Source organism: Massilia mucilaginosa, assembly GCF_011682145.1.
GTDB lineage: Bacteria > Pseudomonadota > Gammaproteobacteria > Burkholderiales > Burkholderiaceae_D > Telluria_A > Telluria_A mucilaginosa.
Genome location: NZ_WHJH01000030.1, coordinates 1 through 17540 on the forward strand (window position 1 = coordinate 1; position 17540 = coordinate 17540).

16 protein-coding genes and 1 tRNA gene are annotated in these 17540 nt (G+C 63.4%); 12 read left to right on the forward strand and 5 right to left on the reverse strand.

The window, feature by feature from the left end:
* Together F2P45_RS21130 and F2P45_RS21135 are read left to right on the forward strand one after the other, a co-directional pair.
* Window positions 1–1748: RHS repeat-associated core domain-containing protein (locus F2P45_RS21130; protein ID WP_308613669.1), on the forward strand; the 1748-nt coding region annotated here is incomplete at its 5' end.
* On the forward strand, window positions 1736–2164 hold the full coding sequence (locus F2P45_RS21135; RefSeq protein ID WP_166879600.1) for a hypothetical protein: 429 nt from the start codon (window positions 1736–1738) through the stop codon (window positions 2162–2164). The genes F2P45_RS21130 and F2P45_RS21135, both read left to right, overlap by 13 nt.
* 344 nt (window positions 2165–2508) lie before the next feature.
* Here the strand turns inward: F2P45_RS21135 and F2P45_RS21140 are convergent.
* Both F2P45_RS21140 and F2P45_RS21145 read right to left on the reverse strand, forming a co-directional pair.
* A tRNA-OTHER gene (locus F2P45_RS21140) sits at window positions 2509–2593 on the reverse strand.
* Between the two features lie 63 nt (window positions 2594–2656).
* Window positions 2657–2866: a DUF3460 family protein gene (locus tag F2P45_RS21145; RefSeq protein ID WP_229505207.1), complete on the reverse strand. Its 210-nt coding sequence runs from the start codon at window positions 2864–2866 to the stop codon at window positions 2657–2659.
* Window positions 2867–2977: 111 nt separating this feature from the next.
* Here F2P45_RS21145 and F2P45_RS21150 point away from each other — a divergent pair, with 111 nt between their 5' ends.
* The 4 genes from F2P45_RS21150 to F2P45_RS21165 all read left to right on the forward strand — a co-directional run bounded on the left by F2P45_RS21150 (window position 2978) and on the right by F2P45_RS21165 (window position 7340).
* Window positions 2978–3400: a hypothetical protein gene (locus F2P45_RS21150; protein ID WP_166879607.1), complete on the forward strand. Its 423-nt coding sequence runs from the start codon at window positions 2978–2980 to the stop codon at window positions 3398–3400.
* Window positions 3401–3433: 33 nt separating this feature from the next.
* Window positions 3434–4243 carry a transporter substrate-binding domain-containing protein gene (locus tag F2P45_RS21155; RefSeq protein WP_166879610.1) on the forward strand — a complete coding sequence of 270 codons (810 nt, stop codon included), beginning with the start codon at window positions 3434–3436 and terminating at the stop codon, window positions 4241–4243.
* 15 nt (window positions 4244–4258) lie between these two features.
* Entirely contained in the window at window positions 4259–4924 is a 666-nt protein-coding gene (locus F2P45_RS21160) for an amino acid ABC transporter permease (protein WP_166879611.1), read from the forward strand.
* Window positions 4925–5087: 163 nt separating this feature from the next.
* Window positions 5088–7340 carry a putative bifunctional diguanylate cyclase/phosphodiesterase gene (locus F2P45_RS21165; RefSeq protein ID WP_166879614.1) on the forward strand — a complete coding sequence of 751 codons (2253 nt, stop codon included), beginning with the start codon at window positions 5088–5090 and terminating at the stop codon, window positions 7338–7340.
* Between the two features lie 51 nt (window positions 7341–7391).
* Here the strand turns inward: F2P45_RS21165 and F2P45_RS21170 are convergent, their stop codons facing one another.
* Window positions 7392–9068 (reverse strand): electron transfer flavoprotein-ubiquinone oxidoreductase, encoded by a 1677-nt coding sequence (locus tag F2P45_RS21170; RefSeq protein WP_187367199.1) that lies wholly within the window; start codon window positions 9066–9068, stop codon window positions 7392–7394.
* Between the two features lie 162 nt (window positions 9069–9230).
* Between F2P45_RS21170 and F2P45_RS21175 the strand changes: the two genes are divergently transcribed.
* Window positions 9231–10007, forward strand: a complete 777-nt coding sequence (locus tag F2P45_RS21175) for an SDR family oxidoreductase (RefSeq protein WP_166879616.1) — start codon at window positions 9231–9233, stop codon at window positions 10005–10007.
* A 221-nt stretch (window positions 10008–10228) separates the two neighbouring features.
* Here F2P45_RS21175 and F2P45_RS21180 read toward each other — a convergent pair whose 3' ends face one another.
* Both F2P45_RS21180 and F2P45_RS21185 read right to left on the reverse strand, forming a co-directional pair.
* The gene (locus tag F2P45_RS21180) at window positions 10229–11521 is read right to left on the reverse strand and encodes a WD40 repeat domain-containing protein (protein ID WP_166879619.1); all 1293 of its coding nucleotides are present in this window, start codon (window positions 11519–11521) and stop codon (window positions 10229–10231) included.
* 101 nt (window positions 11522–11622) lie between these two features.
* Window positions 11623–12183: a PAS and helix-turn-helix domain-containing protein gene (locus F2P45_RS21185; protein ID WP_166879622.1), complete on the reverse strand. Its 561-nt coding sequence runs from the start codon at window positions 12181–12183 to the stop codon at window positions 11623–11625.
* 153 nt (window positions 12184–12336) lie between these two features.
* On the opposite strand from F2P45_RS21185, the gene F2P45_RS21190 reads away from it, so the two are divergent.
* The 5 genes from F2P45_RS21190 to F2P45_RS21210 all read left to right on the forward strand — a co-directional run bounded on the left by F2P45_RS21190 (window position 12337) and on the right by F2P45_RS21210 (window position 17535).
* Complete coding sequence (locus F2P45_RS21190; protein ID WP_166879624.1) at window positions 12337–13035, forward strand: CoA transferase subunit A; 699 nt, start codon at window positions 12337–12339, stop codon at window positions 13033–13035.
* Window positions 13036–13052: 17 nt separating this feature from the next.
* Entirely contained in the window at window positions 13053–13703 is a 651-nt protein-coding gene (locus F2P45_RS21195; protein ID WP_166879626.1) for a 3-oxoacid CoA-transferase subunit B, read from the forward strand.
* Window positions 13704–14015: 312 nt separating this feature from the next.
* A complete protein-coding gene (locus F2P45_RS21200) occupies window positions 14016–14657 on the forward strand; it encodes a response regulator (protein ID WP_166879629.1) in 642 nt (213 codons plus the stop codon).
* A 326-nt stretch (window positions 14658–14983) separates the two neighbouring features.
* Complete coding sequence (locus F2P45_RS21205) at window positions 14984–17101, forward strand: ATP-binding protein (RefSeq protein ID WP_166879633.1); 2118 nt, start codon at window positions 14984–14986, stop codon at window positions 17099–17101.
* A 17-nt stretch (window positions 17102–17118) separates the two neighbouring features.
* On the forward strand, window positions 17119–17535 hold the full coding sequence (locus F2P45_RS21210; protein ID WP_166879636.1) for a response regulator: 417 nt from the start codon (window positions 17119–17121) through the stop codon (window positions 17533–17535).
* The last annotated feature ends 5 nt before the right edge of the window (window positions 17536–17540 follow it).

Below are 17540 nucleotides of genomic sequence, written 5' to 3' on the forward strand. Positions count from 1 at the left end.
TGTTGAGGAAGGAGCAAACGAACGGAGCGGCTTCCCGGCGCTTTGTGACAGCCTACACCTATGGCAGCACGAGCAGCGCCGTGGGCCACGTGACCTCGATGACCTACCCCAGCGGCAATCGCATCGATATCACCTACGACAGCAATGGGAAACCGTCGGCCCTGGGCCTGACGCGCCCGAATGCTGCGCGCACGACGATTCTGAGCGACATCGCGTACCAGCCCTTCGGCGCTGCGCGCTCCTGGTTATGGGGTAATCACAGCGCGGGCAGTCCCAACAAATATGAGCGCCAGTTCGACATTGAGAACCGGCTGGTCAGCTATCCGCTGGGACACCCGGCCGCTGGCGGTGCGCTACGCACGCTCAGTTACGACGCCGCCGGGCGCATCGTTTCCAGCACACACAAGGGTGGCACGCCGGGCAAGCTGGACCAACGCTATTACTACGATGGACGTGATCGCCTGGTCGGTTTTGACAGCGCCATCGGGGGCCAGCGTTTCGAATACGATGCCAGTGGTAACCGCACTAGATTGAAAACCGGTCCCAACAGCTACCTCAACACGATCGATCCGGGCAGCAACCGGCTTATTTCCACGTCCGGACCAGTGCCGGCCAAACGCAATACGTATGACGCCACGGGCAACCTCGTCAACGACGGAACGATACGCTACGCCTACGGCAACAACGGGCGCCTGAGCAGTACCACAGGTGTCGGCGGCGCGGCTGCCCAATACCGCTACAACGGACTCGGCCAGCGGGCTATCAAGTCGGATGCAGCCAGCGCATCAACTTACTTCGTCTACAACGAGGCCGGACAGATGGTGGGCGAGTACAACAGCGCCGGGACGCCGATACAGGAAACCATCTACCTGGAGGGGATGCCGGTCGCCGTGATCAAACCGCGTGCCGGCGGTGCAGAAGAAAATGCATACTACCTCTATGCCGACCATCTGGCGACAGCCCGGGTCATCACGCGCGCCAGCGACAACAAGATGGTGTGGCGCTGGGATGGTGCAAATCCGTTCGGCGAGGACCAGCCCGACGAAAACCCGAACCGCGTAGAAAACTTCGCCTACAACCTGCGTTTTCCCGGACAATATTATGATCGAGAGACGAATCTCCATTACAACTATTATCGCGACTACGATCCGCAGATCGGAAGGTATGTGCAGAGTGATCCGATCGGGCTTGATGGTGGCATCAACACCTATGGGTACGTGAGCGGAAATCCGTTGTTGTACAACGATCCTTTTGGACTTTTTGAATGGCCATCACTTCCTCAGGGTGCCGTAGATTTCTCGGCCGGGATGGGGGATGCCATTCTTTTTGGACAGGGGCAGCACTTGCGTGATCTTTTTGATGTCAGCGGAGCGATCAATATGTGTTCCCCTGCATATAGTAATGGTGAATGGGCTGGAATGGCCGTTAGCGCGTCGACTGGCCTCGCTGGCGGCGTTAAAGCGGCCGGAACTGCGGGCGTCGGCAAGGAGTTTTCGCACTGGATAGCTGCTCGTATGGGCGGCCCAAGAACAATTTTTAACGGAAATTACGTTTCAATCGTAACACACGCACGATCTGATAAATTTCGATACAATTTCATGCCGCGAGCATGGAAGGATGCTAATTCGCCTATGGGACCAGTCATGGCACAATGGACTCGTTTTCCGAACGTATACAAAGGTGCGGCGGCGGGCGCTGCGGCAGGCGCAGCTGGAGCGGAATTGGCGGGGTGCGAATGTCCTCGCTAATCGGATTGGTGAAAAAACTATTCTGGACCCAAGTAGCCTTTTCACGGTTGGAGACCGCAATTTTCGATGCGGTGCAAGGACAGCTGTCCCCTAAAGATGCCGAACTTTGGGGGAGGCAGCTCAAAGCGGTTCATAAGATTTATCGAAGTCCTGATGGCCGGCATGTAAACTGGTGGGTGATGCGGAACGGAAAATCCGCTTTTCCTCAAGAGCTATGCTTTACCCGGACTGATGAATTTAAAGTGGCTGTGGTCGATCTGACGGCAAAACAAGCCAAGGCGAAGTTGCGAGCTCGAGTTTGGTGTGTAAATGGTCATGTATTTTCAATTGAGTACAAGACTCCTTTCAGGGTTTTCGAACAAGCTGCACAAGGCGAATGGGAAGTAAGTTGCCATATTGTGAGCCATCCGTCCTGATCAAGAGCGGGAAAAAATACCAGGTCCTCAGGCACATGCTGCGGGTGCAATAGCGCGGCGCGCGCGTCAAATGCTCGCTTCATGCGCAGCGCCTCCCTGATCAGGTCGGCGGTCTTGTGGTCTTGTGGTCCTGGCGTCGGTCGGTCATCGGCGTATCCTCCTGCCGAGACTTTACACAACCCCACCTGATTAACTTTGTGCGCGCTCAATGGCGCCAAACAGATGGAAAACTTTGGCGGAAATTTGGCGAAAGTGCCGACCTTTCAGCGCTTTTCCAGACAGCATGAATTCGCTAACCTGTTGATTTCATTCGGTCTGGAGAAGTCTGGAGGCGTTTAATGTAGTGCGTGGTCCAGGAATCGAACCTGGTTATCAGTCATTCGGTTTGAAACGCTCCTGACTGGGCTTTACCGGATAAGCGAACCGCGCACTTTCATCATAGCTCGAAAATTCTATAAAGCAATTAGAATTTACTTCTACTAATGAAATGATTCAATCGTACACATACGGCTTGACCGACACCGCGTTCTCGCGCTGCTGGTCGAGCTCATCGAGATCGACGCGGTGATCCCACCAGATATCCCAGCCACGCCGGCGGTCCTCTTCCACTTCCGGATGGCGCGCCAGAAAGTCGTGCATGAATTGATCGAATTCGGACACATAGGCCCTGCTGGCAGGACCGTATTTCTCGGTGTGCTTCATCATCCCTCCTGTTAACGCTACTATGACCACCCACGCGCGCGTTGGTTCCATGTACGCGCGGCTGAAAATGCCGTACGATACGCGCCGTTATCGCTTAACTCTCAGGACGCAATGAACTCAGAAACACCCGCGCCAGCGCCGGCGCCGCGCTTTCGCCCCCGTCCCTGGACCGCCCTGGAAACCCCGCAAGACGTGGAGCTCTGGATCGACGAGCACAACCAGAGCCTGACCGAACACATCGCCCCGCACGAAACCGGCTACGGCGTTTGCTTCACCCTGGCCGTGGGCGGCAATATCTACATGCAGACCAGCGCCGACGCCGTCATCCTCGATGTCGACGACGATGCCGCATGGATCGCGCCGCTGATCATGGCCGCCACCGGCGTCGACGCGCCGCAGGGCCAGCTGTGGATCCTGCCGGACGACAAACTGGTCCAGCTCATCATCGGCCTGTCGACCCTGGTTGCCAGCACCACCCTGGTGGTCGGACACAATTTTGGCGGACGCCACCGTAAGGCCAGCTATTCGCGCTAAACTGCATTTCTTTTCCATAACGTTGCCGCCTCCATGCCCATCTTCTCCCGTCGCCGCCTCGCACTGACCCTGACCCTCGGACTGATCGGCGCCGCCCTGGCCATGCCGGCCGGCGCGGCCGACCTGCTCGCCACCGTCAAGACGCGCGGGACCTTGAAAATCGCCATGGAAGGCACCTATCCGCCCTTCAATTTCAAGGACTTGAAAGCCAACCAGCTGGCCGGCTACGATGTCGACGTGGCCACCTTGCTGGCGGCGCGCATGGGCCTCAAGCCCGAGTTCGTCACTACCGAGTGGAGCGCGATCCTGGCCGGCCTGGCCGCCGGCAAGTTCGATGTGGTGATCAGCCAGGTCGGCATCAATCCCAAGCGCGAGCAAACCTTCGACTTTTCCGAGCCGTACACCTATTCCAACCCGCAACTGATCGTGCGCAAGAATGAAACGGCGCGCTACGCCGGCCTGGCCGAACTCAAGGGCAAAAAACTGGGCGTGGGGCAGGGCAGCGTCTACGAGCAGCAGGCCAAGGCCGTGCCCGGCATCGAGGTGCGCAGCTACCCCGCCGCACCGGAAGCGCTGCAGGACCTGGCGTTCGGCCGCATCGACGCCGCCCTCAACGACAGCCTGATGGTCGCTTACCTGTTGAATCATTCCAAGCTGCCGATCCAGGCCGGCGCGCGCGTCGGCAATGTCGAGCGCATGGGCATTGCCCTCCGCAAAGGCAACCCGCAGCTCAAGGCCGCCTTGAACAAGGCGCTGGCCGAGGCCCAGGCCGACGGCAGCCTGAAAAAGATCTCGGTCAAGTGGTTCGGCAGCGACGTCAGCCGCCCGGCCGCGCAGCCCTGATCCGGGGCGCTGCCGATGGATTGGGCCGGGCTGGCCGAACTGCTGCGCGATGCCGCGCCGTCGATGCTCAAGGGTACCGGCTACACGGTACTCTTTGCGCTGGCCTCGATGGTCGGCGGCCTGCTGCTGGGCTTTCCCACGGCCCTGATGCGCCTGTCGCGCTGGAGGCTGGCACGCGCCCCGGCCGAACTGTACGTCAGCGCCATGCGCGGCACGCCGCTGCTGGTGCAGCTGTATGTGATCTATTACTGGCTGCCCAGCATCGGCATCGACTTCCCGCCGGTGGTGGCGGGCGTGCTGGCGCTCTCGCTCAATGCCGGTGCGTTCCTGTCGGAGAGCATCCGTGGCGCCGTGCTCGGCGTGAGCCAGGGCCAGTGGCGCGCCAGCTTCAGCCTCGGCCTCGGTTACTGGTCGACCCTGTACTACGTGGTGCTGCCGCAAGCCCTGCGCGTGGCCGTGCCGTCGATGAGCAATACCCTGATCAGCCTGATCAAGGATACCTCGCTGGTCTCGGTCGTCACCATTAGCGAGCTCATGCTTGCGACCAAGGAAGCGGTCGCCGGCAGCGCCAATCCCCTGCCGCTGTATATGACCGCGGCCGTGATCTACTGGTGCCTGAGCCTGCTGTTCGAAGCGCTGCAGCGCTATCTGGAACGGCGCCTGAACCGCGCACACCGCTGATCGCCGCGCCGCGCGAATATGCGGCGCGATCGCGGGTGGCGCTCGACATGCCGCCCAAGCCCATGCTAGTCTTGTCGACAGTGCTTCCACCTCCCGCTGTGCGCTGCTTGCGTGCCGCTGCGTGGCAGCTGTCCGCTGGCGTGTGCAATGGGTGCGAGGTGAGATGGACAACGATCACGATCCGGCGGCACAGGGCAACTCCCCGCAAGCGCGCGCCCGCCGCGCCGAGCGCGCCTTGCCCGGCAGCGCTTTCGGCGTCCATGCCGGCCAGCCTGCGCCTGTTCCCGCCGATGCTGTGATCGCGCTGCGCGGCGAGGCGCTGGCGCCGGTCCTCGATATCAACAGCGGCGTGACTGTCGAGCGCCTGCGCCACGAGCAAGACCTGGCGCGCTCGGGCGACCTGTACCTGCTGGCTCCGGTCGGCTACTTCCTGCTCGCCTTCGACACGACCGTGCTGCAGGTGAACCTGGCCGGCGCCACCATGCTCGGGGTGGCGCGCGCCAATCCCGGCCTGCACCATTTCCGCACGTTCGTGGCACCCGCCTTCCTGACCGATTTCGACGGCTTTTTCGCCCGCTCCCTCAACAGCGGCAAGGGCGAAACCTGCCGCATGCGGCTGCGCATGCCGGACGATGGCGGGCTTGACGTCACCCTGCACGGCAGCGCCGACGGCAGCGGCCAGGCCTGCCGCCTCATCGTCGAGCGCGCCGAAGGCAAACAGGCCGCGCTCGAACGCAGCGAAGAACGCTTCCGCCGCATCGTCCACAGTGCCGGCGAAGGCATCTGGGAGATCGACGCCAGCGCCAGCACCACCTTCGTCAACCCGCGCATGGCGCAGATCCTCGGCTACAGCATCGAAGAAATGCTGGCGCGGCCCTTGCTCTCGTTCATGGACGGCGCGGGCATGGCCATGCTCGAGCAATGCATCGCCGAACGCGCCGAGGGCGTGCCGGTGCCCTGGGAATACCGCTTCATCGGCAAGGATGGCAGGGAAGTCTGGACCACCGTGTCGACCAGCCCCATCCTCGACGCCGACGGCGCCTGCCTGGGCGTGCTGGCGCTGGTCACCGACATCACCGAGCGCAAGCAGTCAACCGAGCTGATCTGGCATCAAGCCAACTACGACACCCTCACCGCGCTGCCCAACCGCCACATGTTCATGGACCGGCTCGCGCACGAAACGCGCAAGGCCGATCGCGGCGCCGCCTTCCTGGCGCTGCTGTTCATCGACCTCGACCGCTTCAGGCAAATCAACGAGCGCCTCGGCCATGCGCGCGGCGACCTGGTGCTGGTCGAAGCGAGCCGCCGCATCGCCAGCTGCGTGCGCTCGAGCGATACCCTGGCGCGCTTCGGCGGCGACGCGTTTGCGGTGATTTTGTCCGGCCTCGACCATATCGGCAGCGTCGAGCGCATCGCCCACGCCATGGTGGCCGCGCTGGCCCTGCCGTTCGAGGCGGGCGGCGACAAGGCCTTCCTGTCGGCCAGCATCGGGATTGCCCTGTATCCGCCGGACGCGCGCGACACCGGCCAGCTGGTCGCGCGCGCCGACCGCGCCATGCTCGCCGCCAAGAATGCCGGCGGCCACCAGTTCAGCTATTTCACCCCGGATCTGCGACAGGCGGCGCAGGCGCGCCAGAGCATTGCCGACGACTTGCGCGCGGCCATTGCGCTGCGCCAGTTCGAGATCGTGTACCAGCCGATCGTGTCGCTCCAGAGCGGGGCCGTGCACAAGGCCGAAGCGCTGCTGCGCTGGCGCCATCCGACGCGCGGATTGCTGGGGCCGGCCGAGTTCATCCCGTTTGCCGAGTCGAACGGGCTGATCGTCGAGATCGGCGACTGGGTGTTCCGCGAAGTGGCGCAGCAGGTGCAGCGCTGGCAGCACAGCATCGACCCGTCGTTCCAGATCAGCGTCAACAAGTCGCCGGTGCAATTCCGGCGCGACGCCGACCTGTACCTGAGCTGGCTCGATTATCTGAACGAGCTCGGTTTGCCGGCGCACAGCATCGTCATCGAGATTACCGAAGGGGTGCTGTTCGAAGGGGCGACCCAGGTCATCGAGCGCCTGCGCCAGTTCCGGGCCATGGGGCTGCAGGTGGCGCTGGACGACTTCGGCACCGGGTATTCCTCGCTGTCGCACCTGAAGCGTTTCGATCTCGATTACGTGAAGATCGACCAGTCGTTCGTGGCCACCCTCGAAAACGACGTTGGCGACCTGGCGCTGTGCGAAGCGATCATCGTCATGGCGCACAAGCTGGGGCTCAAAGTCGTGGCGGAAGGGGTGGAAACCAAGGTGCAGCGCGCGCTGCTGGTCGACGCCGGCTGCGATTACGCGCAGGGCTATGTGTTTGCCAGGCCGATGCCGGCGCAGGAGTTCGAAGCGATGGCGGCAGCGGGCGTGCCGCGCTTGCCGCATTGACACACCGCCACCGGTTCCGCCGCCTGCGTGCGGAACCGGTGGCGGGCAGGCTTACATCCCCGGATAGTTCGGGCCGCCGCCGCCTTCCGGCGTGACCCAGACGATATTCTGGGTCGGATCCTTGATGTCGCAGGTTTTGCAATGCACGCAGTTCTGCGCATTGATCTGCAGGCGGTCCTTGCCGTCGTCGGTCTTCACATACTCATACACGCCCGCCGGGCAATAACGCGACTCCGGGCCGGCATACTGCGCCAGATTGACCGACACCGGAATGCTGTCGTTCTTGAGCGTCAGGTGAATCGGCTGGTCTTCCGCATGGTTGGTGTTCGAGATAAACACCGACGACAGGCGGTCGAAGGTCAGCTTGCCATCCGGCTTCGGATACGCGATCGGCGCATAATTGGCCGCCGGTTTCAGGCACTCATGGTCGCCATAATCGCGGTGCAAGGTCCACGGCGCCTTGCCGCGCAAGATCAACTGGTCGATGCCGGTCATGATCGAGCCGAGGTACAGGCCTTTCGACAGCCACGGCTTCACATTGCGCGCCACGTGCAATTCCTCGTGCAGCCAGGATTGCTCGAAGGCGGTCGGGAAGGTCGACAATTCATCGTGCTGGCGCTGCTCGCCCAGCGCCGCGAAGGCCGACTCGGCCGCCAGCATGCCGGTCTTGATCGCCGCGTGGCTGCCCTTGATGCGGCTCATGTTCAGGAAGCCCGCCTCGCAACCGATCAGCGCGCCGCCCGGGAACACCAGCTTCGGCAAGGCTTGCAGGCCGCCGGCGGTGATCGCGCGCGCGCCGTACGAAATGCGCTTGCCGCCTTCGAAGAAGGTGCGGATTTCCGGGTGCGTCTTGTAGCGCTGGAATTCTTCGTACGGCGACAGGTACGGATTCTCGTACGACAGCCCGATCACATAGCCGACCATGACCTGGTTGTTTTCCATGTGATACAGGAAAGAACCGCCATAGGTATCCGACTTGAGCGGCCAGCCGGTGGTGTGGATCACCAGGCCCGGCTTGTGCTTGGCCGGATCGATTTCCCACAATTCCTTGATGCCAATGCTGTACGACTGCGGATCCTTGCCCTTGTTCAAGTCGTACTTGACCATGAGCTGCTTGCCGAGGTGACCGCGCGAACCTTCGGCGAACAAGGTGTACTTGGCATGGAGTTCCATGCCGAGCTGAAAGGCTGGCGTCGGCTTGCCGTGGCGGTCGACGCCCATATTGCCGGTTGCCACGCCCTTGACCGAGCCGTCCTCGTTGTACAGGATCTCGGCGGCAGGGAAGCCCGGGAAGATTTCCACGCCCAGCGCTTCGGCCTGCTGGCCCATCCAGCGCACCACATTGCCCAGCGAAATCACGTAATTGCCGTGGTTTTCGAAGCAGGCAGGCACCATGAAGCCCGGCGTCTGATACGCCTTGCTTTCTGTCAGGAACAGGATGCGGTCTTCCGTGACGGCGGTATTCAGCGGCGCACCGAGTTCTTTCCAATTTGGAATGAGTTCAGTCAAAGCGCGCGGGTCCATCACGGCGCCGGACAGGATATGGGCGCCGATTTCGCCGCCTTTTTCCAGTACGCACACGGATACTTCCTGGCCCTTGTCGGCCGCCATTTGTTTCAGGCGGATGGCGGCGGCCAGGCCGGCGGGACCGCCGCCGACGACGACAACGTCGTACTCCATTGCTTCGCGCGGACCGTATTGTTCGAGGATATTAATAGGCTCTGTCATGGTCTCTTCATGGGATAGAAAAATTTAAGCACGAGTGTGCGGCTTTTTGTCGAGGATTGCAAACTTTGCGCCATTTTACGGACAATATTAGACGCTGCCATCTAATACTGGCAATTTGTGACATCATTATGCTTTCGCAAGACCACCGCACAGGAGCCGATCGTGGGTATTGAAGTAAATTTCGAAGGAAAAATCGCACTCATTACCGGCGCCTCGAGCGGGCTGGGCGCGCGTTTCGCCAAGGCCCTGGCCGGTGCCGGGGCCCAGGTCGTGCTGGCCTCGCGCCGCACCGACCGTCTGAAGGAGCTGCGCGCCGAGATCGAAGCCGACGGCGGTGCCGCGCACGTGGTCACGCTCGACGTGACCGACCTGGCAAGCATCAAGTCGGCCATTGCGCACGCCGAAACCGAAGCCGGCCCGATCGATATTTTGGTCAACAACTCGGGTGTATCGACCACCCAGCGCCTGGTCGACGTCACGCCGGAAGACTACTCCTACGTCATGGACACCAATCTGCGCGGCGCATTTTTTGTCGCGCAACAAGCCGCCAAGCGCATGATCCAGCGCGCCAAGGGCGACCCGAAAAAACAGCACCGCATCATCAACATTGCCTCCGTGGCCGGCCTGCGCGTGTTGCCGCAAATCGGCGTGTACTGCATGAGCAAAGCCGGCGTGGTACAGATGACCAAGGCGATGGCGGTCGAGTGGGGCAAATACGGCATCAATACCAACGCCATCTGCCCCGGCTACATCTCGACCGAAATCAACGAAGAATACTTTGCGACTGAACAAGGCCAGAAACTGATCGACATGCTGCCGCGCAAGCGTCCTGGCAAGCCGGAAGACCTCGATGGCCTGCTGCTGCTGCTCGCCGCCGAGGAAAGCCACTTCATCAACGGCGCCATCATCACCGCCGATGATGGTATGACCGCGCAATAATGTAAAAGTTCGTCAACCCCGGCGCAGCAAACCTCCCCTCCCAGCCGGTGTCTCCCCCCCGGTGTCAGGTCTGACATTGTCAGACCTGACACCGGGGGAGAATGCGCGCCTGGCCGGCCTGTCGCGCGATGACGCCGGCTTTGCCGATACCCGGCGCAGGGCGATCACGGGCGTGCAGCACCGCTTCGGAGCAGGCGGCCAAACCGGCCGCAGCGGTCCGTCTACCAGAGCAGCGGCCGCCCGAAACTGGCCCAGAACAGCCAGCGTTGCAGCTCGCGGTGGCCGCCGGTGCCGATCTGCCACGGCGCGGCCTTGCCGGCGTCGAGCCGGATGGTCGAGATGAACCCGGCGCAGGTCGACACCACCAGGGTGTTGCCATCGGCCGAGATATCCATCGCCATGACGCTCGAGCCGACGAAGTGCTGCCAGTGCTTCCTGCCGTCCGGGCCGAAGGCGCGCAAATATCCCTGCGCGTCGCCCACGATGAACTCGCCCTGGCGGTGCACCGCCGCGTACACGCGCGCGCCTTCCTGCACGGTCGGGGTGCGCGGGTCGTCGTCGTAGAAATCGGTGTCCAGGCCGGGGAAATCCTTCACGTTCACGGCCAGGGTGGCGCCTTCATAAAAATGGCAGGCGTTGAAGATCGCCATCTGGCTGTCGCCGCTGAACGCGGCGTAGTGCGGATACTCGCCCACCGGGCCGATGCTCGATACCATGTTCAGTTCAGCATCGAAGACCTGGTGCGCGCCGTCCTGTCCGCCCACCGCGATCCACTTGCCGTCCGGCGAAATGGCGCCGTGCTCCATGTCGAGCCGCACCGGCAAGCCATCTTCTTCCAGCGACTCGGCGCTCGGCCACAGGCGCCGCGCGCCCCCGGCCGCCAGCACGTAGATGCCGACTGCGCTCACCAGCAGCACGCGCTGGCCGTCGGGGAAGGGGATCAGGCGGGTCGGGCGCGGGCGCTCTTCCAGGTCCTCGCCCGCCAATCCCTCAGGCAGGTCTTCGTGCCCGGTTGGCCACGCCAGTTCGATCACCTTCGGGCCGAGCCAGCCGTCGGTGACGGTCACGCCTTCGTCATTGCAGGTGGCAAAATAGCGCCGGCCCGGGCAGCGCCCGATGAAGTCGATGCCGTCGACATCGGTGCAGGTGGCGCCCTGCAAATGCAGCACCGGTCCATCCTGGTACGGGGCGCCGGCGCGCAGCAGCATGCTGCCGTCGTCCAGCAAAAGCAGTTCCGAACTCTTGATGCCTTGCGCGTCGAGCAGCTCGACCAGCGGCGCGTGCGCCGGCGGCCAGGCCTTGCGGAAGGCGTCGTGCGCGGCCTGGTCCTTGCCGGGCTGGTTGACTTCGCGCAGCGCTTCCAGCCAGTGCGGCAATAGATGCGCCATCGGCGGCATGGACGGCTCCTCGCCGGCCTTGTCCCAGCCGTCGGCCAGGCCGATGCGCACATAGTCGTTGATCGCGCCGGCGTAGCCGAGCACGTGTTTTTGCCATTCTGCCTGGGGAGAAGTCATGCGGTCATTCCTGATTGTGAGCGGATAAGATAAGCTGAAAATATTGGCAAGAAAATATTGCCGGAAATATATTAACAGAAATCCTGCCGGCAACAAAAGTGTCAGCGGCTCACGCCCACCAGTTTATGCACCAGCTCGGAGGAGGTGGATGCGGAGAATTTGCGCATCAGCTTGGCGCGATGCATTTCCACGGTGCGGGGGCTGAGGTCGGTTTCGCGCGCGATCACCTTGCTGGTCTTGCCCTCGACCAGCAGCGCGGCGATTTCGCGTTCGCGCGGGGTCAGTTCGGCCGTGACCGGGCGCTTTTCGCTGACATCTTCGAACGTCCAGACCCCGGCGCCGAGCGGCTCGCGCGCATCCAGGGCGCGCCCGCTCACGTGGCACCAGAACAGTTCGCCGCCGGCGCGGCGCATGATGCGCTCGTCCGAATACACGCCGCGCGCGTTCATCACCGGGATGATGCGGTCGCCCGTGCGCAGGAATTCATCCATGGTCGGATACAGCACCTGGAACGATTCGCCATCGAGCGCGCCGTGCGGGTAGCCGAACATCGAGGTCAGCGCATCGTTGCTGGACTGGATGACGCGGTCGATCGAAATGCACATGCCCACCGGCGCGTGGCGAAAAATGGTTTCGTAATCGATGGCGTATGATGCGGTCATTGGCGGTGTTCAGGGATTCGGCGGCGGTCAACATGGCGGAAAGCAGCCCGTAGTTCTACGGTATTGTGCTTTTGATCCGCGTATTTTATGCTGAGAATCCACTATGCAGTGGAGTATGGAAGATTTTAGCTTAACTATAAAAAGGGACAGGGAATGAACAAAGTTTATCCTGACGCGGCATCGGCGTTGGCCGGCATCGTGAGCGATGGCCAGACCATCGCAGTCGGCGGCTTCGGCCTGTGCGGCATACCGGAAGCGCTGATCCTGGCCTTGCGCAACAGCGCCGTCAAGCAGCTCACCGTGATCTCGAATAATGCCGGCGTGGACGACTTCGGCCTCGGCCAGCTGCTCACCACGCGCCAGATCAAGAAAATGATTTCGTCTTACGTGGGCGAGAACAAGGAATTCGCGCGCCAGTACCTGGCCGGCGAACTCGAACTCGAATTCACCCCGCAAGGCACCCTGGCCGAGAAGCTGCGCGCCGGCGGCTCGGGCATTCCCGCGTTTTTCACCAGGACCGGGGTCGGCACCATCGTCGCCGAGGGCAAAGAAGTGCGCGAGTTTGACGGGGAACAATACGTGATGGAGCGCAGCCTGGTAGCGGACGTGTCGCTGGTCAAGGCCTACATGGCCGACCGCGCCGGCAACCTGGTGTACCGCAAGACGGCGCGCAACTTCAACCCGAACGTGGCGCAAGCCGGCAAGATCACCATCGTCGAAGTCGAAAAACTGGTGGAAGTGGGCGAGATCGATCCCGACCAGGTGCATACGCCGAGCATTTTCGTGCACCGCATCGTGGTCAACGCCACGCCGGAAAAGCGCATCGAACAGCGCACCGTGCGCACCAACTAAGACCACAGGAGAAGAAGATGGCATGGACTCGTGATGAAATGGCCGCGCGCGCGGCGAAAGAATTGCAGGATGGTTTTTATGTGAACCTGGGCATCGGTTTGCCGACTCTGGTGGCGAACTACGTGCCGGCCGACATGGAAGTGTTCCTGCAGTCCGAAAACGGTTTGCTCGGCATCGGCCCGTTTCCGACCGACGATGAAGTCGACGCCGACCTGATCAACGCCGGCAAGCAGACCGTGACGGCCTTGCCCGGCGCCGCCTACTTCAGCTCGGCCGATTCCTTCGGCATGATTCGCGGCGGCAAGATCAACCTGGCGATCCTGGGCGCGATGCAAGTGTCGGCCAAGGGCGACCTGGCCAACTGGATGATTCCGGGCAAAATGGTCAAGGGCATGGGCGGCGCGATGGACCTGGTGGCCGGCGTCAAGCGCGTGGTGGTGGTGATGGAACACGTCGCCACGGCCAAGGATGGCGCGACCTCGCATAAAATCCTGCCGGCATGCGACCTGCCGCTGACCGGCGTGGGCGTGGTCGACCTGATCATCACCGACCTGGGCGTGATCGAGGTCACCGCGGCCGGCCTGGCACTGGTGGAACTTGCTCCCGGCGTGAGCAAGGAGCAAGTGCTGGCCGCCACCGGCGCCGAACTCGACGTCAGCGCGCTATAAGCGCGCTATAACATACGGCGCCAGCGCGGCGCAAACGCGGTTCAAACGAAACAGCACCGGGGTGAACACCGGTGCTTTTTTTCGTGTGTATGGACGGAATGAACGTAGAATTGCCCAAGGGGTTTTGATTGCATTTCTTTCAGCTTTCATCGCAAAGAAATGTAAGTACTGGTTCATCACCGCGCATTGCGCTGGAGAAAACATTACTTACCCATTCATCACGCACGATCGCGCTTCGCCACGCCGCACGCCCGGCGCGCGACCTTGCGCCCGCAGCCGCCGCGCCCACTGCGCCATCCCGCGCCGCAGCCCATGAGCCGGCCGGTCCGCATCCTCCTCATCGACGACCACATGGTGGCGCGCTACGGCCTGCGCCTGATGCTCGCCGGCGCCGCCGAGTTGCAGGTGAGCGGCGAAGCCGACAGCGCCGCCGCCGCGCTCAATCTGCTGCGTAGCGACAGCTTCGACGTGGCCCTGCTCGACATCAACTTGCCCGACAAGAATGGCCTGGAACTGCTCAAGCAGTTGCGCGAGCTGCATCCGGGCCTCGCGGTGCTGGTCGTGAGCATGTATGGAGAGGATATCTACGCGCTGCGCGCCCTCAAGCTGGGCGCGGCCGGCTACCTGACCAAGACCTGCAGCGCCGACAGCCTGGTCGAGGCGGTGCGCAAGGCGGCCGCCGGCGGCAAGTATGTGACGCCGTCGCTGCTGCAAAAGCTGGCGGGCATGCTCGGCGGCGGCCCCGGCGGCGTGCCGCATGACGCGCTCACCGACCGCGAGCTGGAAATCTTCCGCATGATCGCCTCGGGCGAAAGCCTGGTCGGCATCGCCGCCGCCCTGCACCTGAGCCCGAGCACGGTCACCACCTACCGCGCGCGCATCCTCGACAAGATGGACATGAAGAGCAATGCCGAACTGACACGTTACGGCCTGGACCACGGCTTGCTGGGCTGATAAGCCACTGACGCCCTGTAGTGGATCCACTACAGCGGCCCCGGACAAAGCCCCGACAGACGATCACACAAATCCACGATAGCTAGTTTTTTACCCAGCAGCAATACTTGAACCCAAGGCGTAGTTACACGCAGTATGAATCGGGGGCACGATGTCTGTATTGAGGAAAAACAATGTTCGTGTTGATGTGGCGGGGCGGCAAGCCATGCCGTTCGCCCATGGCGCCGGCTGCGGCCAGGGCATGTGGCGTTGCGTCGAACCGACGCTGAGCGCGCCACACGACAGCGTGGTGGCGATCCGTGACTACCTGCGCTGAGGACGCGTCCATGAGCCAGTCCGACTGCGCGATCGCACCCGCCCTGCTGGCCCTGATGGAGCAGGGCGCCGCCGACCAGTACCAGCAGGCGCCGGTCGGCTTCGTGTGCCTGTCGGTCGATGGCTGGATCGGCACGCTCAACCAGACCATGCTCGACTGGACCGGCTACGCGCGCGACGACCTGGTCGGCCGGATCCGCTTCCAGGACCTGATCGGCGCCGGCGCCCGCATCTTCTTCGACACCCACCACGCGCCGCTGCTGATGATGCAGGGGTTCGTGAACGACATCGCGATCAACCTGCGCGGCAAGGACGGCGCCCTGATTCCGGTGCTGGTCAACTCGGTGCTCAAGCGCGACAGCGACGACCGTCCCGTGATGATCCAGATGTCGGTTTCCAACGCCAGCGAACGGCGTCGCTACGAGCGCGAACTGCTGCAGGCCAAGCGCGCCGCCGAGCAGGCCACCGTCACGCTCGAACAGCGGGTCCGGGAGCGTACCAGCCTGCTGGCCGACGCGCTGGCCCACGCCGAAGCGGCGGTGCAGGCCAAGAACGACTTCCTGGCCAACATGAGCCACGAAATCCGCACGCCGCTCAACTGCATCCTCGGCATGGCGGCGCTGGCGCTGGAAGGCGCGCCCGATGCGCGCCAGCGCAATTACCTCGACAAGATCGGCCAGTCGGGCCAGCACGTGCTCTCCATCGTCAGCGAGATCCTCGACTTCTGCAAGATGGAAGCGGGCAAGCTGCAGATCGAGCAGCTGCCGCTGAACATGAAGAGCGTGATCGCCGAGGTGGCCGCCGGCTTCGGGGCGATGGCGCGCGAGAAGGGACTGCTCCTCACCGTGCGGATCGAAGACAAGGTGCCCGAACGCGCCGTGGGCGACGCGCTGCGCATCGCCCAGATCCTCGGTAATTACATCGGCAACGCCATCAAGTTCACCGAGCGCGGCGAAGTGTCCATCGACGCCTGCCTGATGGGCACCGAACGCGAACGCATGCGGGTGCGGGTCGAAGTGCGCGACAGCGGCATCGGCCTGTCGTCCGAAGAGCAGCAGAATCTGTTCCAGCCCTTCCACCAGGCCGACAGTTCCACCACCCGCAAATACGGCGGCACCGGCCTGGGGCTGGCCATCTGCCGCCAGCTGGCCGACATGATGGACGGTACCGTCGGCGTGACCAGCGCGCGCGGCGTGGGCAGCCTGTTCTGGTTCGAGGTGCGCCTGGCCGCGCCGGCGCCGGCCATGCTGCCGGAACTGTCGCGCAACAGCGATCAGGCCGGCCGCTACGAACCGGTCGAGCGCACCATGGCGCGCCTGGCCGGCAAGCGCCTGCTGCTGGCCGAGGACAATCCCCTGAACCAGGAGCTCACCCGCATCCTGGTCGAACGCGCCGGCGCCACCATGGCGCTGGCCGGCAACGGCGCCGAAGCGCTGGTGGCACTGGCCGGCGGCGATGTCGACTGCGTGCTGATGGACGTGCAGATGCCGGTGATGGACGGCCTGAGCGCGGCGCGCCACATCCGCGCCGACGCCCGCCTGAACCACCTGCCGATCATCGCCATGACCGCGAATGCCTTCAACAGCAACCGCGACGACTGCCTGGCCGCCGGCATGGACGACTTTCTGGTCAAGCCGATCGAAGCCGGCCTGTTTTACCGCACGGTGGCGCACTGGATCGACGGGCGCGACGCGCGCCCGGCGCCGCCGGCGGACGAGGGCGAGGACGCCGGCGCGCCCACGCCGGCCGAATCGGGCGAGACCATGTCGCTCAGCGTGCTCGCCGCGCTGGTCGACAACGACCCCGACACCATGAGCCGCCTGCTGCGCATCTTCCTCGACAACGCGGTCAGCACCGCGGGCGAACTCGAAGCGGCCCTCAAGGCCGGCGCGCTGGGCCAGCTGAAAACCCTCGGGCACCGCCTCAAGTCGTCGGCGCGCGCGGTCGGTGCCATGCGCCTGGCCGATACCTGCCAGGCGCTCGAACAGGTGGCCGGGATCGAACAAGCCGTGGCGCTGGTCGCCGCCTTGCCGGCCATGCTCGACGCGCTGCGGCACGAGCTGGCCGCCAGCCACATGGTGCCGGGCGAACCAGTACAGCGGCGCACTGACGCCATACCATCCAACTAAAAATGCGAGTACAGAACATGACCGCCATCTCCACTCCGACCACGCTCGCTGCGTTGCACGTGCTGCTGGTCGACGACGACCCCTTCATGCTCGAACTGCTGGGCAGCATGCTCAACAAAATGGGCGTCATGCGCGTGTCGCAGGCCGCCGACGGCGAACGCGGCGTCGCCGCCCTGGACGGCGGGCGCAGCATGCCCGACGTGGTCATCTGCGACATCCACATGCCCGGCAAGGACGGCTTCCAGGTGATGGAGGCGATGGCCGCCAGCGGCTACAAGGGCGCGGTGGTGCTGCTGTCGGGGATGGACGCGCGCACCCTCAATTCGGCCGCGCTGATGGCGCGCTTCCACCACCTCAATGTGCTCGGCGTGATGACCAAGCCGGTCTCCAGGGCCGCGCTGTCGGACCTGCTGGCCAGGGTCCGGTCCCTGTAGGAGCG

Coding starts and splice junctions, on each gene's coding strand:
- F2P45_RS21135 (WP_166879600.1), top strand. CDS start 1,736: ATGTCCTCGCTAATCGGATTGGTGAAAAAACTATTCTGGACCCAAGTA.
- F2P45_RS21145 (WP_229505207.1), bottom strand. CDS start 2,866: ATGAAGCACACCGAGAAATACGGTCCTGCCAGCAGGGCCTATGTGTCC.
- F2P45_RS21150 (WP_166879607.1), top strand. CDS start 2,978: ATGAACTCAGAAACACCCGCGCCAGCGCCGGCGCCGCGCTTTCGCCCC.
- F2P45_RS21155 (WP_166879610.1), top strand. CDS start 3,434: ATGCCCATCTTCTCCCGTCGCCGCCTCGCACTGACCCTGACCCTCGGA.
- F2P45_RS21160 (WP_166879611.1), top strand. CDS start 4,259: ATGGATTGGGCCGGGCTGGCCGAACTGCTGCGCGATGCCGCGCCGTCG.
- F2P45_RS21165 (WP_166879614.1), top strand. CDS start 5,088: ATGGACAACGATCACGATCCGGCGGCACAGGGCAACTCCCCGCAAGCG.
- F2P45_RS21170 (WP_187367199.1), bottom strand. CDS start 9,068: ATGACAGAGCCTATTAATATCCTCGAACAATACGGTCCGCGCGAAGCA.
- F2P45_RS21180 (WP_166879619.1), bottom strand. CDS start 11,521: ATGACTTCTCCCCAGGCAGAATGGCAAAAACACGTGCTCGGCTACGCC.
- F2P45_RS21185 (WP_166879622.1), bottom strand. CDS start 12,183: ATGACCGCATCATACGCCATCGATTACGAAACCATTTTTCGCCACGCG.
- F2P45_RS21190 (WP_166879624.1), top strand. CDS start 12,337: ATGAACAAAGTTTATCCTGACGCGGCATCGGCGTTGGCCGGCATCGTG.
- F2P45_RS21195 (WP_166879626.1), top strand. CDS start 13,053: ATGGCATGGACTCGTGATGAAATGGCCGCGCGCGCGGCGAAAGAATTG.
- F2P45_RS21200 (WP_166879629.1), top strand. CDS start 14,016: ATGAGCCGGCCGGTCCGCATCCTCCTCATCGACGACCACATGGTGGCG.
- F2P45_RS21205 (WP_166879633.1), top strand. CDS start 14,984: ATGAGCCAGTCCGACTGCGCGATCGCACCCGCCCTGCTGGCCCTGATG.
- F2P45_RS21210 (WP_166879636.1), top strand. CDS start 17,119: ATGACCGCCATCTCCACTCCGACCACGCTCGCTGCGTTGCACGTGCTG.